The sequence below is a fragment of the Streptomyces nodosus genome (assembly GCF_008704995.1).
Lineage (GTDB): Bacteria > Actinomycetota > Actinomycetes > Streptomycetales > Streptomycetaceae > Streptomyces > Streptomyces nodosus.
Window position 1 is genome coordinate 7,028,541 of record NZ_CP023747.1, and the last position, 14,963, is coordinate 7,043,503.

At 72.9% G+C, this 14,963-nt stretch carries 15 protein-coding genes; 6 read left to right on the top strand and 9 right to left on the bottom strand.

What is annotated here, in order from left to right:
- The first annotated feature begins 34 nt into the window (after positions 1-34).
- Positions 35-787 carry a LysR family substrate-binding domain-containing protein gene (locus CP978_RS31265; protein WP_043446466.1) on the top strand — a complete coding sequence of 251 codons (753 nt, stop codon included), beginning with the start codon at positions 35-37 and terminating at the stop codon, positions 785-787.
- Between the two features lie 64 nt (positions 788-851).
- Here CP978_RS31265 and CP978_RS31270 read toward each other — a convergent pair whose 3' ends face one another.
- Entirely contained in the window at positions 852-1,328 is a 477-nt protein-coding gene (locus tag CP978_RS31270) for an Lrp/AsnC family transcriptional regulator (protein ID WP_043446469.1), read from the bottom strand.
- Between the two features lie 248 nt (positions 1,329-1,576).
- Here CP978_RS31270 and CP978_RS31275 point away from each other — a divergent pair, with 248 nt between their 5' ends.
- Together CP978_RS31275 and CP978_RS31280 are read left to right on the top strand one after the other, a co-directional pair.
- Positions 1,577-3,064 (top strand): FUSC family protein, encoded by a 1,488-nt coding sequence (locus CP978_RS31275; RefSeq protein WP_043449979.1) that lies wholly within the window; start codon positions 1,577-1,579, stop codon positions 3,062-3,064.
- Between the two features lie 132 nt (positions 3,065-3,196).
- Positions 3,197-4,225, top strand: coding sequence for a lactonase family protein (locus tag CP978_RS31280; protein ID WP_043446472.1), 1,029 nt, complete (start codon positions 3,197-3,199; stop codon positions 4,223-4,225).
- Between the two features lie 236 nt (positions 4,226-4,461).
- Here CP978_RS31280 and CP978_RS31285 read toward each other — a convergent pair whose 3' ends face one another.
- The 5 genes from CP978_RS31285 to CP978_RS31305 form a co-directional block, all read right to left on the bottom strand.
- Positions 4,462-5,385, bottom strand: coding sequence for a sirohydrochlorin chelatase (locus CP978_RS31285; RefSeq protein WP_107070476.1), 924 nt, complete (start codon positions 5,383-5,385; stop codon positions 4,462-4,464).
- A 167-nt stretch (positions 5,386-5,552) separates the two neighbouring features.
- Positions 5,553-6,557: an N-acetylglucosamine kinase gene (locus CP978_RS31290; protein ID WP_052454650.1), complete on the bottom strand. Its 1,005-nt coding sequence runs from the start codon at positions 6,555-6,557 to the stop codon at positions 5,553-5,555.
- 20 nt (positions 6,558-6,577) lie between these two features.
- A complete protein-coding gene (locus CP978_RS31295; RefSeq protein WP_043446478.1) occupies positions 6,578-7,255 on the bottom strand; it encodes a uracil-DNA glycosylase in 678 nt (225 codons plus the stop codon).
- A 587-nt stretch (positions 7,256-7,842) separates the two neighbouring features.
- A complete protein-coding gene (locus tag CP978_RS31300; RefSeq protein ID WP_043446481.1) occupies positions 7,843-8,130 on the bottom strand; it encodes a metal-sensitive transcriptional regulator in 288 nt (95 codons plus the stop codon).
- A gap of 127 nt (positions 8,131-8,257) precedes the next feature.
- The gene (locus CP978_RS31305) at positions 8,258-9,601 is read right to left on the bottom strand and encodes an FAD-dependent oxidoreductase (protein WP_043446485.1); all 1,344 of its coding nucleotides are present in this window, start codon (positions 9,599-9,601) and stop codon (positions 8,258-8,260) included.
- A 220-nt stretch (positions 9,602-9,821) separates the two neighbouring features.
- Between CP978_RS31305 and CP978_RS31310 the strand changes: the two genes are divergently transcribed.
- Complete coding sequence (locus CP978_RS31310; RefSeq protein ID WP_043446487.1) at positions 9,822-10,286, top strand: DUF6214 family protein; 465 nt, start codon at positions 9,822-9,824, stop codon at positions 10,284-10,286.
- Between the two features lie 52 nt (positions 10,287-10,338).
- On the opposite strand, the gene CP978_RS31315 is transcribed toward CP978_RS31310, so the two are convergent.
- On the bottom strand, positions 10,339-11,022 hold the full coding sequence (locus CP978_RS31315; protein ID WP_043446490.1) for a TetR/AcrR family transcriptional regulator: 684 nt from the start codon (positions 11,020-11,022) through the stop codon (positions 10,339-10,341).
- A 224-nt stretch (positions 11,023-11,246) separates the two neighbouring features.
- Here CP978_RS31315 and CP978_RS31320 point away from each other — a divergent pair, with 224 nt between their 5' ends.
- A complete protein-coding gene (locus tag CP978_RS31320) occupies positions 11,247-11,492 on the top strand; it encodes a DUF2630 family protein (RefSeq protein WP_043446492.1) in 246 nt (81 codons plus the stop codon).
- Positions 11,493-11,537: 45 nt separating this feature from the next.
- On the opposite strand, the gene CP978_RS31325 is transcribed toward CP978_RS31320, so the two are convergent.
- Both CP978_RS31325 and CP978_RS31330 read right to left on the bottom strand, forming a co-directional pair.
- Positions 11,538-12,473, bottom strand: coding sequence for a M56 family metallopeptidase (locus CP978_RS31325; protein ID WP_043446494.1), 936 nt, complete (start codon positions 12,471-12,473; stop codon positions 11,538-11,540).
- A gap of 119 nt (positions 12,474-12,592) precedes the next feature.
- Positions 12,593-13,141 (bottom strand): DUF5134 domain-containing protein, encoded by a 549-nt coding sequence (locus tag CP978_RS31330; protein WP_043446498.1) that lies wholly within the window; start codon positions 13,139-13,141, stop codon positions 12,593-12,595.
- Between the two features lie 166 nt (positions 13,142-13,307).
- Between CP978_RS31330 and CP978_RS31335 the strand changes: the two genes are divergently transcribed.
- Positions 13,308-14,945: an FUSC family protein gene (locus CP978_RS31335; RefSeq protein ID WP_043446501.1), complete on the top strand. Its 1,638-nt coding sequence runs from the start codon at positions 13,308-13,310 to the stop codon at positions 14,943-14,945.
- The last annotated feature ends 18 nt before the right edge of the window (positions 14,946-14,963 follow it).

The following is a 14,963-nucleotide window of genomic DNA, read 5'->3' on the forward strand; positions in this document are numbered from 1 at the left end:
AGGGACGCCCGACCACGCCCGGTAGCCTTGCGGGGTGACAGGCTCGGAAACATCCCCTTCGTTCCGGCTCGCGTACGTCCCCGGGGTGACGCCCGCCAAATGGGTGCGGATCTGGAACGAGCGCCTGCCCGACGTCCCCCTCACCCTGACCCAGGTGCCGGCCGCCGAGGCGTCCGACGTGCTGCGGGACGGCGCAGCGGACGTGGGACTCGTACGGCTCCCCGTCGACCGTACGGTGTTCAGCGCGATCCCCCTCTACAGCGAGACGACCGTGGTCGTGGCGCCCAAGGACCATCTGGTCACGGCGGCGGAGGAGGTGTCCCTGGAGGACCTGGCCGACGAGGTCGTCCTGCATCCCCTCGACGACGTCCTGGGCTGGGAACGCCCACCCGGGGAGCCCGCCTTCGAACGCCCCGCCACCACGGCCGACGCCGTCGAACTGGTGGCGGCCGGGGTGGGCCTGCTCGTCGTCCCCCAGTCGCTGGCCCGTCTCCACCATCGCCGGGACCTCACCTACCGCCCGGTCGTCGACGCGCCGCAGTCGGGTGTCGCCCTGGCCTGGCCCGAGGAGGCGACCACCGACCTGGTGGAGGACTTCATCGGGATCGTCCGCGGGCGGACGGTCAACAGCACCCGGGGGCGCACCGCCCCCGCGGCGGAGCCCAAGCGCAAGCGCCCCGACACGACCGCGGCACGGAAGAAGCCCGCGGCGAGGAAGACCACGGGCGGAAAACCGGGTGGCACCTCCCGGGGCACCGGACGCGGCAGGCCCCGCCGCCGCTCCTAGGCAGCCGGCCACCTCGCCCGGCTGCGACCCCCCGGCACGCACGCGCCCGGCCGAAGCGGCCCGGTCACTGAGCGCGGGCCCGGCCGATCGACTCCACCAACGGCAGCAGCCGATGCGGAACGCGCTCCCGCAGCGCCACCTCCGTGCGGGTACGGACCACCCCGGGCAGGCTGATCAGCGCCTGGATGACGTCCTCCAGATGTCCGTTGTCCCGCGCCACGACCCGGGTCATCAGATCGCCGCCCCCGGTGATCGAGAACGCCTCCACGATCTCCGGCACGGCCGCGAGGGCGTCGCCCACATCGTCCAGATGGCCCTGGGTGACCTCGATGTGCACAAAGGCGAGCACCGGGTGGCCGAGCGCCGCCGGGGACAGCGAGGGACCGGTGCCGGTGATCACCCCGTCCCGCTCCAACCGGTCCAGCCGGGCCTGCAGAGTGCCGCGGGCGATGCCCAGGATGCGCGCGTACTCCCGCACGCTGGTGCGCGGCTGTTCGAGCAACAGCCGCAGGATGCGGGTGTCGAGCTCGTCCACGGCCATGGTCCGTCGGCCTCCCTGCCTCTTGAGTCGATCTTCCCCGACTGTACCAATGGCCCAGTGGATCGAGCACGACTTGAGCCATTGCCCCGCTGATGTTTTCCTTGTGTCCATCAATGGCGCCGCGCAGCGCAGGCCCGGTGAAGGAGCCGGAATCCGTGCCCGCGGCGCCATTTCCATGTTCCTGAAGGCGTGCCGCCATGGAGGCGTGCCGCCATGTAGTGGGGGCGGACTTCCCGACGGTGAAAAAGATGTTCACGGCTCCTGACCCGGGGCTGTTCCGGCTGCGGACCTCCTTGCGCGCGGTCCTCGGCATCGGCCTGGCCGTGGCCCTGTGCGAGACGGCCGGGCTCTCCCTGCCCGCCTCGATCACGGGCGGGCTCGCGGCCCTACTCGCGCTGTTCACGGTCGCCGACCGGACCGTGCGCGGTCAGGCGCTCACCACCGCGCTGCTGCCCGTGGCCGGTCTGCCGGTGCTGGCGCTCGCGACCACGGTGCACGAGCTGCCGGCCGTGCGGGACACGGCCTGGCTCGCGGTGGTCTTCGCCGGCGTATACGCCCGGCGCTGGGGTCCGCGGGGCCATGCGCTGGGTGTGTTCGCGTTCATGATGTTCTTCACCGCCCAGTTCCTGCACGCCACCGCGGACCGGATGCCGGAACTGTTCGCGTCCGTCGCGCTGTCGCTCGCCGCCGCGTCGACGGTGCGGTTCGGCCTGTGGTGCGTCGAGCGCCGTACGCCGTCGCCCGCCGCTCCCGCCCCGCTCGGCGGACGTGGCCTGGCCCGGCCCGCCACCCGTCAGGCCTTCCAGGTGACGGCCGCCTGCGCCTTCGCGGTCGCCGTCGGCCAGGTGGCGTCGCACGACCGCTGGTACTGGGCCGTCGGCACCGCCTGGTGGATCTTTGTGAACACCGCCTCGCGCGGCGAGACGCTGGTCCGCGGCTTCCGGCGCCTCCTCGGCACGGTGACCGGCATCGTCGCCGGACTTCTGATCGCCGTTCCGCTGCACGGCGCCCCCGCGCCCACGGCCGCGCTGATCGCGGTCTGTGTGTTCGGGATCTTCTACACGGCGGCTCCCTCGTACAGCTGGATGATGTTCTTCGTCACCGTCATGGCGGGCCTGCTGTACGGGCTCCTGGGCGTCCTGCACCCGGGGCTGCTCGGCCTGCGCGTCGTCGAGACGGGCATCGGTGCGCTGGGAGCCACGCTGGCCGTGACCCTCGTGCTGCCGATCACCACCCATGCGGTCACCGACCAGTGGGTGCGCCGGGCCCTGCACGCCGTGCACGACTGCACCGCCGTGGCGACCCGGCGGCTCGCGGGCGACACCGGGGCGGACCCCGCGCTCCCGGTGACGGAGCTGGAGGCGCTGCTGGGCCGGGTACGCCTGGCGCTCGCGCCGCTGGTGCACCCGCTGAACCCGCTGCGGGTCCGCAAGGAGCGTGCCCGCCGGGTGCTGGCCCTGCTCGACGAGTGCGCCCTGCGGACGCGTGGCCTCGCCGCCGTCGCCGCCGACCAGGACGCCTCGCACGATGCCCGGCTGACCGCCGCGTGCCGACGCGTCGAGACCGCGCTGGAGGCCCTGCTCGGCGCGGTGCCCGAGCGCGCCCTCACGGCCCGCGCAAGCGCCCCCGGCCACCACCCGGGCGCCGAGCAGGCCCTCGGCCATCTGCACGGTCTGGAGCACGCCCTGCTGGCACTGGCCGCGCCCCTGAGCGGCTCGTCGCCGTCCCGGGCCTGACCACGGCGGCAGGCGGGACGTCTCCGGGCGCCCCGTCGAATTCCCCTCGAACTCCCTTCGAACAGAACCCCCTTCGTGGTTCAGACCTGCTGTTACCGTCGTCCCGGCAGAGGTCGGCGAGAGGGGACGGCAGTGGCGAGCGGCGGCGGGCGGGGACAGCGGGCGTACATCGGCTCGTTCACGACGGCGGGAGGGCGCGGCGTTCTCACGGCGGCCGTGGACCCGGACGGCGGAGCGCTGAGCGTGCTGGCCGCCGTGGACGAGGAGCCCGACCCGTCGTATCTCGCACTGTCCGGGGACATGCTGTACGCCGTCAGCGAGACGGACCACGGCGCGGTCGCCGCATACCGCCTTGACGGCGACCGGCCGGTGCTCACCGGCCCGCCCGTCCCCGTCGGCGGCAGCGGGCCCACGCATCTGAGCCTGCACGCCGGTCATGTCCTGACCGCCAACTACGGTTCGGGCAGCGTCACCGCCGTGCCGCTGCACGACGACGGCACCCTCGTGGACGGCCCGCCCGCCGTGCTCCGGCACCGGGGCTCGGGCCCGGTCCCCGAGCGGCAGGGGTCCCCGCACGCCCATCAGGTGCAGCCCGACCCCGGCGGCCGGTGGATCGTCAGCGTCGACCTGGGCACGGACTCCGTCCGGGTGTGCGCGCTGGAGGGCGGCGCCCTCATCGTGCACCGCGAGACCGCGCTGCGCCCCGGGTCGGGGCCGCGCCATCTGGCCTTCCACCCGGACGGTGACCGCGCGTACGTCCTCAACGAGCTGACCCCGACCGTCACCGTCTGCCGCTGGGACGGCACGGCCGGCCTGCTGGAACCGGTGGACGAGACGCCAGTGCTGCCGGACGGTCCCGAGGACGAGGCCTATCCGTCGGGGATCGTCGCCTCGCCCGACGGACGCTTCGTGTGGGCGGCCACACGCGGGCCGGATGTGCTCTCCGCGTTCGCGGTCGAGGGGGAGGAGCTCCGACGGGTGGCCACGGTGCCGTGCGGGGGTGTCTGGCCGCGCGCGATCACCCTGGCGCAGGGGTTTCTGTACGTCGCCAACGAGCGCTCCGGGGACGTGACCTGGTTCGCCGTGGACCCGGGGACGGGCGTGCCGAGGCGGAGCGGCTCGGTGGAGGCACCGGCGGCCTCCTGCGTCGTCCTCGGCTAGGGGGAAGGCGCGGAGGGCCGGAGAGGCCCGGAGACGTCCTGTGGCGGCTTCCGGCCGGACCGTGCACGGGGGCTCCGGATCCGTAGCGCTTCGGTGGGTACGGTCCTTCCGGCGTGCGGGGGTGTCTCCCGACGCGTACGTGGCTCTCTGCACCTCGGGCTGTGCCGGGTGAAGGCGAAGGGCCCGCTCCCGGAGAGGAGCGGGCCCTTGGTCGTACGGATGCGGTACTGCGGGGCTCAGTGGGCCGGCGTGCCCTGCGGCTGCTGCGGGGCGATCCCCAGCGCCGTCATGTACTTGGCCAGCGCCAGCTTGCCGATGGCCGGGTACGGGCCGAGCGCCTCGGCGACGGCACAGTCCGCCTCCTCGGCGGCGGCGTCCAGCAGCCCGGCCTCCAGCTCGGGGCCGATCAGATACGGCGCGAGCGCCAGCTGCTGCGAACCCGAGGAGCGCAGCTCCTCGGCGACGTTCGCGATCGAGCCCTCCTGGTCCAGCGCGGCCGCGATCACCGGCACGGCCAGCCGGGCGGCCAGCAGCATGCCCGTGATCCCGGCAGCCTGAACGGCCTCGTCGCCTCCCACGGAGGCGAGGATGATGCCGTCCGCGGCGGTGGCCACGGTGAACAGGCGGGCGCGGTCGGCACGGGCCAGACCGGCCTCGGACAGGCGTACGTGCAGCGCCTCGGCGAGCAGCGGGTGCGGGCCGAGCACATCGGTCAGCTCGGCCGCGACACGGCTGTCCATGACGGCCTGGCGGATCCGGCGCAGCAGCGCGCTGTCCGGCCCTGCCAGCAGCGGTACCACCACGGCGGCGGGACCCTCGGGCTCCTTGGCCTCCGTACCGGCGGCGACGGCCTGCTCATAGCGGGCGGTGCGCTCCTCGGAGGTGTGCGCGAGGACCGACTGCAGCGTGGGGAACTCGGAGTCGTCCCCGTCCAGATAGGCGATCCGGGCATCGAGGCCGGGCAGCTCGGAACGCGCGATGCTCACGACCTCCTCGGCCAGGCTGCGCGTGTCGGCGCTGGGAGTGCCCGGCACCACGAGGACGAGTGCGGGCGCGCCCTCGGGAGCCGCCAAAGGTTCCGGGCGACGGTGTCGCCCGGGCTGACGCGGTCTCGGCATTCGTACAGGCAGGCCGGATGCCGGCCCAGTGGGGGAGCTCATGGCGCCGCATGCTACTCACTTTGTGGGACCTCCTGTTCGGGGAGGGTGCAGGTGAGCGGTTTCCGTCCGGTTTTGTCTGATGGGTTACGTGCGGATGAGAAGTGATCGATACGGTCTGACTTTTCCGTCGTGCGCCGACATCAAGTCCCTTCTCCCGACAAGGGTAGTCAGCCGCCCCCGTCGGTCGCGAGATGCAGCATCCGTCCGTCGCAGGGTAGTTTGAGATCATCGGCGGCGAGAGCCAGTGCGATGCGTACGGCACCATCCAGCGGATTGCCCTGTGCGGGGACCCGGCGCGCCCGGGGGAGGCACCGCGTCAACTCCTCCCGCAGCGGACCGAGAAGGGGCTCACCCAGATGGAACAGGCCCCCGGTGAGGGCGACCAGGGGCTCGTCCGTGGCAGGGCACACGGTGGCCGCCGACTCGGCCAGATGCCGGGCCGCGGCAGCCAGGATGCCGGCCGCCACCGGGTCGTCGGCGGAGCAGGAGGCGACCTCGGGCGCGAAGGAGGCCAGCACCGCGGGCCGGTCGGTACGCGGATACAGCGCGCCGGGCAGCGCGTCGGCCGGGCCGAACACCGCCTCCGCCCGCGCCAGCAGACTCTCCGAGCCCCCGGGCCGGCCGTCATGGGCACGCAGCGCCGCCTCGAGACCGGCACGTCCGATCCAGGCACCGCTGCCGCAGTCGCCCAGCAGATGCCCCCAGCCGTCCGCCCGGTGCCAGCTCCCCAGGTCCGTGCCCAGCGCGATCACCCCGGTGCCGGCCGCGATCACCGCACCCGGGCGCTCCCCGAGCGCGCCGGCGTAGGCGGTCACGGCGTCCGCGGCCAGCGCGATCCTGCGGACACCGAGCTCATGGGCCAGCGCCCGGGGGAGCGTGGCCCGCAGATCGTCGCCCAGGGTGGCCATGCCGGCCGCCCCGATCGCGATGGTTGGCACCGTGGCTCCGCCCGCGTTCATTAGCAACCGCCGTGCCATCGGCAGAAGTTGCTCCAGCAGATGCCCCGCGTCGATACCGCGGGCCCCCGTACGGACCGGCTCCCCCGAGGCGAGCGGGGCGGACGCGGAGGCCGGACCGCCGAGCGGGACCAGGGCGACCCGTAGACCGGACCCCCCGGAGTCCACGGCGAGCACGGCTTCGGGCACGGGGCCCCGCCCGCCCGCCGTGGGCATGTCCGGGGAGCCCTGCGGGGTCACGGCAGACGCCAGTCCACCGGCTGTGCGCCCTGTCTGATCAGCAGGTCGTTGGCCCGGCTGAACGGACGTGAGCCGAAGAAGCCCCGGTCCGCGGACATCGGGGACGGGTGCGCCGACTCGACCGACGGCAACTCGCCGAGCAACGGCCGCAGATTGCGGGCGTCACGCCCCCACAGGATGGACACCAGCGGCTTTCCGCGCGCGGCCAGGGCCCTTATGGCCTGCTCGGTGACCTCCTCCCAGCCCTTGCCGCGGTGTGCCGCAGGACGGCGCGGGGCCGTGGTGAGCGCTCTGTTGAGCAACAGCACGCCCTGCTGGGTCCAGGGAGTGAGGTCGCCGTTGGACGGCTGGGGCAGGCCCAGATCGGTGTTCAGCTCCCGGAAGATGTTGATCAGACTGCCCGGCAGCGGTCGTACCTCCGGGGCGACCGAGAACGACAGCCCCACCGCGTGCCCCGGTGTGGGATAGGGGTCCTGGCCGACGATCAGGACGCGGACCTCGTCGAAGGGCTGCTGGAAGGCCCGTAGGACGTTCGGTCCCGCCGGGAGGTAGGTGCGCCCGGCGGTGATCTCCGCACGCAGGAAGTCCCCCATCTCGGCGACTCTTCCGGCCACGGGCTCGAGGGCCTTCGCCCAGCCGGGTTCGACGATCTCATGCAACGGTCGTGGTGCCACGGGCGTCACCCTACTGCCGGTCGTATGGCGACGATCAACCGGTGGCCCATCCGGGACCGGGAACGACCGCGTGGTTGAGGAAAAGGCCACGGCATGAACGCTTTTGACCGTACGTCGACTCCCGCTCGAGCTCGCCGCCTCCCGCTCCGACCGCTCCCCCTGAGGGACCTTCGGCCCCCGGACTGGGGCCGTTGGGCCCCGTGCACCGAAGGGTGCGGAGGCACGATCCTCGTCGGGACGGCGTCTTCGCGCCGGTCGCATCGAGCCGGGCCTCCGGGGCAGTCACGCCCATCCGCTCGTACCGCGACCGGGAAGAGGGCCCGGCACACAGGACTGGGCATGTCCGCCACGCGGTTCGGGCGTGCTCATCAGGGGGCGGGTGCGTCTGCCGGCCCCCTCCCGCGGCACTCGAGAGCGCTGGCCCGCGCCGTGCCGCACCGCGTCCGTGCGTTCTACCACCGCAGCGCACGGACGCGGCCCTCGGGCGGCCGCGAGGGGTGTGCGTCCCGCCTGCCGACCGGGTGTGACGGCCGTGCGGGGTGCGGCCGGGTGCTTCACACCGGTGGCGCCGCGGCCACGGCGCCCGTCTATGCCAGCGACAGGAACAGCTTTTCCAGCCGGGCCCGCATCTGCTCGCGGTCCTCGGGCGACTTGAGCTCGCCCTCGCCGTCGATCAGGCACTGCTGCAGGCCGGTCGCGATGATCGCGAAGCCCGCCCGGTCGAGGGCGCGGGACGCGGCGGCGAGCTGAGTGACGACGTCCTCGCAGTCTCGGCCCTCCTCGATCATCCGGATCACCCCGGATATCTGGCCCTGCGCCCGACGCAGTCGGTTCAGCACGGCTCGTAGCTCGGCGCCCGCAAGGTCCAGGTCCACGGTCCACTCCTTCAGGAAATACCCCTAGGGGTAAAGCTACCTCGTTGGGGAGCAGTGCCGACAATCCGGTATGACGTTCCCGTCGGAGCCCGGAGCGACCGGGTGCGGGGCCCTGCCGGGACTGAGCCTACGGTGCGTGGTCGCTCGCGGCGGCCCGGAGGGACTGCCAGTCCGGCAGCTTGACCACCCCTCGGCCGAGCGACGCCCCCAGTTCCGCCTCGGCCCGTTCGATCGACTGCCACCCCGCCCATTCGACGGGCGCCACCCCGTCCGCCCTCAGGGCCGCGAGCGGATCGCCGGGAACGGCGCGTGCCACGAGCGAGGGCGCGTCCTCCAGCAGTGAGGCCGCCGTCTCCTTGGCGCACGGCCGGTTCGTGCCGATGACGCCCGTCGGGCCCCGCTTGATCCACCCGGCCACATACTCGCCCGGAGCGACGGCCCCGTCGCGCAGCACCCGCCCCGCCCGATGCGGCACGGTGCCGCTTGCCGCGTCGAACGGCAGTCCGGTCAGCGGCACTCCGCGATAGCCGACCGAGCGCAGTACCACCTGTGCCTCGATGTCCTCGTACCGCCCGGTGCCCGTGACCCCGCCCTGTCCGTCGGGGACCGTCCGTTCGAACCGCACCGCGCCCACCCGGCCGCCCTCGGCGAGGAGTTCGACCGGGCGCAGAAAGAAGCGGAGCCTGATCCGGCGCGGGGCGCGCCGTGGCGGTGCGGCGGCCCAGCCGCGCAGCACCTCGACATTGCGGCGCTGGACGGCCGGCAGCCCGGAGGGGTCGACGTAGGCCGGATCGAGCGCCGCCTCCGCCTCGTCCACGACCACCTCGGTGTCCGGCAGCGCGCCGAGTTCGCGCAGCTCCTTGGTGGTGAAACGGGCCTGCGAGGGGCCGCGCCGCCCCACCATCTGAATCTCGGTGATCTTGCTGTCGGCCAGTGCGGCGAGCGCCCCCTGCGGCATGTCGGTGGGGCTCAGCTCCGCCGCTTCGCGCGCCAGCATCCGGGTCACGTCGACCGCGACGTTTCCGACGCCGATCACCACGGCCGTGCGGGCGCCGTGCACAAAGCCGTGGGCCACGGAGTCCGGGTGCGCGCTGTACCAGGACACGAACTCGGTCGCCGACCAGCTGCCGGGCAGTTCCTCGCCGGGGATGCCGAGGTGCCGGTCGGTCGCGGCACCCACGCAGTAGACCACCGCGTGGTACAGCTCGCGCAGCCGGGCCGGTGACACCCCGTCCGCGCCCACCTCGACGCCGCCGAGGAACCGGATCCGCTCGTGTTCCATGACCGCGCGCAGATTGTTCTGCAGCGACTTGATCTTCTCGTGGTCGGGTGCCACGCCGTACCGCACGAGACCGTACGGGCACGGCAGACGGTCGAGGACGTCGACGCGTACCTCTGGATCCTGCTCCACAAGGCTCTGAGCGGTGTAGACCCCGCTGGGCCCGGAGCCGACGACGGCGATATGCAGCACGGCGGAACTCCCTCGTTGAGGAGATTCGCTGGTGGCTCCAGCATTGCACCGCGCACGGTGTGAAGGGAGGGCGTGCGGGTGCGGCGCTGGGCCGACGGGGTGCGGTGCGCGCTCCTGCCGTGCGTGGCTTTCGCATGGTATGTGATCAATCGCTTACGTTACGTGTGTGCTCGAAGTGTCCTTTGAGGATTTTTCTGATCATTTTCGATCGGATGGGGCGGTGTCCGTCCGGCCCGCATGGGAAGTGCGGGAGCACGGAAACGTCACCAGATGGTTCACCGCCCGGCTCGATCTGCCCGAAGGGGGCCGGATCGAGGTCCTCGCGGTGGTGGCCGACGACTGTGTGGCGATCGAGGAGGTGCGGGCCCAGCCGCCGCTGTCGCTGGACGACCTCGCGGTGCTCGCCGACTGGATCGAGGAACCGCTGTTCCGGGCGTGTGCCATGGAACCCGGCCCCGCCCGCGAGCCCGCCGAGGCGCCCGTGACGGGCGACCGGCCCCCATGGCCCCGTGGCATCGAGGGGCTGCGACTGGTCGCCGAGGAGTATCTCGCGGCCCAGAAGGAGAATGACGATCCGGTGTATGCGGTGATGTGTGCGACGGGACGCAGCCGCCGCAGAGCGCTGAAACTGATCGCCGGCGCGCGGGAGGCCGGATTCCTGACGCCTCGTCACACCCGTTGCTGAGCAGATGCCTTGCCTGAGGTCGACTCAGATCCGGTCGGTCACTTCCGGTCGGTCACTTCCGGTCGGCCGGCCTCTTCGGGGTGCGGTCCTGGGGGGCGAAGAACCGCGACAGATCCGGGTCGTACGCCTCCTCGGCCCCCTCGGGGTCCGGCGGTGTGCCCATCTCCTCGTCGAGGCCGTACCGTTCGAACAGCTCCTCCCGCAGCACGGGCAGCGACATCGGGGCGCCCGGGACCAGTGCGGCGTAGACCGCGCCCATCAACAGGGCCCGCAGCATCGGGTAGTCGGTGTCGATGTCCTTCGAACCGCGCCGCGCGACCGTGTCCCGCAGCAGTTCGGCCAGCCGCTGCTGTTCGGGGCACTGCACGAACCCCTCCGCCTGGAGGATCCCCGCCATGTGCTCGCGCATGAGCACCCGGTGGTGGACGGTCAGCCCCAGGACGGCGTCGATCGCCCGGGCCAGCCGCTCCCGGCCGTCCTCGGTGTGCGGCTCCCGCTCCAGCGCCTCCTCCAGAGTGCGGTGCATCAGCCGGTGCACGGCCGACTGGAGGAGCTGCCGCTTGCCGGGGAAGTAGTACGAGACCAGGCCCCGGGCGGAGCCGGCCCGATCCGCGATGTCGCCGAGGGTCGTGGCGTCATAGCCGCGCTCGCCGACCAGTTCGAGCGCCGCCTGCAGCAGCCGCTCACGGGACCGCCGCCGCAGTTCTTCGTTGACCGAGGCGCTGCGCGGCGTCATGCTGGACTCCTGTGTTGACTGGCTGCCAGCCAACTATACTCGGGGCGTCTCGGACCCGTTTCCCATGGGTCGGTTCCGGGGTGGGGTCCGTCCTGGGCCACACGGGGGATGGTCCAGGACGGATGCCGGTCCTACCGCTCAGGACCGTGATCCACAGCCCTGAGCGGTAGGACCGCTGTACCGTCGCTGGTGGGGGCTCCATTCCCCGAGGAGGCGTGACGCACATGGCTGAAGAGCAGATCATGGCCAGGATCGCGGCCATGGTGGACGAGGAGCGCGGTCTGCGGGACGCGTTGTCCTCCGGCCGGATCGACAGTGCGACGGAACAGGAACGGCTCGCCGAGCTCGAACGCGCGTTGGACCAGTGCTGGGATCTGCTGCGTCAGCGCCGCGCGAAGGCCGAGTTCGGCGAGAACCCGAACGAGGCGCGCGTCCGCCCCGCCGCCCAGGTCGAGGACTACAAGGGCTGAGGAACCGGGACGCCCCCATGAGGTGCCCGGTGCAGGCGTCCGGTGCTAACCCAGAGCCCGCAGCCCCGGGGTCAATGCCACCAGTACGGGAAGCACCGGGACCAGTGCCGCGGTCGCCGTCAGCCGCAGTCGGTGTGCCGGGGGCAGCCGGTCCGGGGGAGTCAGAAGACGGTCGACGCGCTGCGGAAGATGGGCCTGCGGAGTGGGGCAGGGCCCGAACACCCCCCGGTCCTCGTTGAGTTCCACCAGCGCCAGCGCGGTGGTGAGGCGGCCGTGACGGCGCGAGGCCATGTCGTCCGCGGCGAGTTCGACCAGCCGGTGCATCTCGTCACGGAACGCCGCGAAGACCGGCACCTGCGGAAAACCGTTGGCCAGCGCGGCGGAGGAGTGCAGCAGCCAGTCGTGCCGGGCCCGTGCGTGCCCCTGCTCATGGGCCAGCACCGCGTCCAGCTGCTTGCCCTTCAGTCGGCGCAACGCCGCTGTGGTGATGACCAGTTGGGGAGGGGCGCCGGGCAGCCACCAGGCGTCCGGGCGCTCGCCCTCCAGGACCACCAGTCGTTCGCTGTCGGCCCTCTCGCCGGGCAACAGCGGGGCCCGCAGGCGCAGTTCGGCACGGCGGTGGCGGCGGCGCACCCGCGCCCCGGCGATCTCCCGGACCAGCATCGCCGCGGTCCACGCCCCGCCGCACGCCAGGGCCACCGCGGTGGTCGCGGCCCACTGGGCGCCGGTGCCCAGAGCGTAGGCGTCCACGACCGAGTGCGGCGCGGGGGCGAAGAGATGACCTCGCACGGCCGTCCAGGCCGCGGCGGCGCTCAGCGCCATCGACAGGACGCAGCACACCAGTACGGCCATCACCACGCATTGCCACACCCACAGGGCGACCACCGGTTCCCGGTCCGGCCAGTCCGCCCGGGCCAGCAGCCGCGGGGCGAGAAGGGCGGTCAAACCGCCGAGCAGCAACAGTGCCGCGGGGACCATCATGAGGCGAAGCCTATGAGCAGGGCGCCGCCCGGATACCTCCCGTCGCGGCAAAGTGACGTACGCCACGATTGAGTCCGGCGTCGGCCGTAGAGAGCGACGCACTCCGGTGCGACACCCCGTCAGAGCGTCATGAGCATCGCCAGCATCGCTATCGCCATCGACAGCCGGCAGGCCCGTGCCAGTTCCGGCCGGTCGCCCCAGCCGACGGTGCGCACGCTTCCGCCCGGGCTCACCGCCGCGACCGGCACCAGCCGGACGCCGGAGAGCAGCGCATAGCCCGCGAAGTAGAGCAGGAACACCGCCGTGAGCGCCGGCACGCCACCGCCGTGGGCGTGGTGCCCGCCGGAGGCCCCCATCGTCACCGCCATATAGACCATCGCGGAGGTCTCCGCCAGATGGTGCAGATGATGTGCATCGGTGCGGGCCGCCCACAGCGCCCGCAGGGCCGCAGCGCCGAAGACCGCCGCACAGGCGGTCCAGGCCCAGGACGGGGGCACGGCGACCGCCGCAGGCACGGCCATCACCGCCATGCCGAAGCCCATCAGTGCCTCGCCGCCCGCGGCCCGGCGCTGTTCCTCGACGGCGCTGCGCATGCGGAGCAGACAGTAGGCACCGGTCACCGCGCACAGCGCGACGAGCAGCCAGCCGAGTGAAGCAGGACCGTGCACCGCGCACCTCCCCCGCTCGACGGTCTCCCTCGCAGGGGCATGCCCGTCACGGACGGTGCGCACGCGAGCGCACAGGGGTACTCGGGGGAGCGCGAGGGGCGCGACGCAGGCCGGGGTGGCGACGAGGGAATGATTTACGAGTAAAACACCTGCTAAGCTCATGGGTATGAGCAGTGAGACCCCCAGAACCTCCCGTGTGCGCCCGCTACCCCTGTCAGGTCTCCTGCGTCCCGGCAGTCCCTCCGACATCTGGTTCAAGCCCGCGCTGAGTGTGGTCGTCGCGGCGGCCCCGCCGAATGTGACGCTGCTGGCGCTCGGCCGTCTCGACCTGGCCGTGTACACGATGGCGGGCTCGCTCTGCGCCCTCTACGCCCACAACCGCCCCTATGCGGCCCGGGCCCGGGCGCTCGCCCTGGTGGTCCTCGGCATGGTCGGCGGCCTCGCCCTCGCCCTGCTCACCGCGTCGCTCACCACGCATGCGATCGTGCTGGTGACCGTCGGCGCCCTGCTCGCGGCCCTGCAGAAGACACTCTGCGACGCCACCAGGATCGGACCGCCGGGCAATGTGATCTTCACCTTCATCACCTCCGCCTCCCTGTTCGTCCCGCAGTCCACCGGCCAGGTCCCCGGCCATATCGCCCTGGCCGCCGCCGCGGGTGCCTGGTCCTGGATCGTGGGCATGGCCCCTGGACTCCTGCGGCCGCACGGCCCGGAGCGCCGGGCCACCGCCCACGCCCTGAGTGCCGCCGCCGCATACACCGCGACCGGGACCGCCACCGCACGGGCCGACGCGGCGGCCGCCGTCCACACCGCCTGGCAGTCGCTGCTGTCCACCGGCGCCCGCTCCGCACCCCGGCGCGCCCTGGAGCGACTCGTCGTCCGGGCCGAGGTCGCTCTCGCGGCACCGGCCGACACCGATCCGCAGCAGTTGCGTGTCTGGGCCCGCGCACTGCGGGGCACCGGCCCCGTCCCGCAGCCGGACGACCTCGGCGAGGCAGCCGAGGAACTCCTCGGCGTGGAGGCCGAACTCGACTCCCCGCGACGCCCGCTGCGCCACCGGCTCGGCCCGCTCGCGCCCCTGACCCTGCGCACCGCACTCGGCTGTGCCCTCGCCGGCTATGTCTCGCTCGCCTGCGGCGTCGGCCGCCCCTACTGGGCGCTGGTCACCGCCGCCGCGCTCTACCAGGCCAATGTCACCCTCACCTGGCGCCGAGGCGTCCAGCGCGTCGTCGGCAACATCGCCGGGGTGCTGCTCTTCGCCGCCGTCGCCCCGATCGCCCATCTGAACCAGTTGGCCCTCGTGCTCTTCGGCCTCGCCTTCAGCTTCGGCGCCGAGGCACTGATGAGCCGCAACTACTGGCTCGGCAGCGTCTGTGTGACCCCGATGGCGCTGCTCATCACCGAGTTCGCCACCTATCAGCGACCCGGAGAGCTGATCACCGACCGGGTCCTTGACACCCTCATCGGAGCGCTGGTCGGCTTCGCCGCCGCGATCGCGGTCACCAACCGCCGCGCCTCAGACCGCATCGAACACGCCCTCGGCGCCGTGGAACGGGCCCGGGAGCGCGCCGCCGCCGTGGTGGCCGCGGAGCACCCCGCACCGCGCGATCTGGAGGCCGCGCGCCGTGGTCTGTCCGCCGCCGTCGTGGACCTGCGCGCCGCCGCCGACGCCGCGGCCGGCGAATGGTGGCTGCGCGCCCTGCCGGAGGAGCGGGTGCTGCGCGCCGAACAGGCCGGGCATCGTACGCTCGCCGCGACGGTACGACGGCAGGGACTGCACACCTCGGAAGGCGCACGGGCATGACGGCGGGCAGGACGGCAG

Bases quoted from the DNA above. Each gene is read 5' to 3' on its own strand.
- CP978_RS31320 (WP_043446492.1), top strand. From the start codon at position 11,247: ATGGCTGAAGAGCAGATCATGGCCAGGATCGCGGCCATGGTGGACGAG.
- CP978_RS31315 (WP_043446490.1), bottom strand. From the start codon at position 11,022: ATGACGCCGCGCAGCGCCTCGGTCAACGAAGAACTGCGGCGGCGGTCC.
- CP978_RS31275 (WP_043449979.1), top strand. From the start codon at position 1,577: ATGTTCACGGCTCCTGACCCGGGGCTGTTCCGGCTGCGGACCTCCTTG.
- CP978_RS31325 (WP_043446494.1), bottom strand. From the start codon at position 12,473: ATGATGGTCCCCGCGGCACTGTTGCTGCTCGGCGGTTTGACCGCCCTT.
- CP978_RS31285 (WP_107070476.1), bottom strand. From the start codon at position 5,385: ATGAGCTCCCCCACTGGGCCGGCATCCGGCCTGCCTGTACGAATGCCG.
- CP978_RS31335 (WP_043446501.1), top strand. From the start codon at position 13,308: ATGAGCAGTGAGACCCCCAGAACCTCCCGTGTGCGCCCGCTACCCCTG.
- CP978_RS31270 (WP_043446469.1), bottom strand. From the start codon at position 1,328: ATGGCCGTGGACGAGCTCGACACCCGCATCCTGCGGCTGTTGCTCGAA.
- CP978_RS31290 (WP_052454650.1), bottom strand. From the start codon at position 6,557: ATGCCCACGGCGGGCGGGCGGGGCCCCGTGCCCGAAGCCGTGCTCGCC.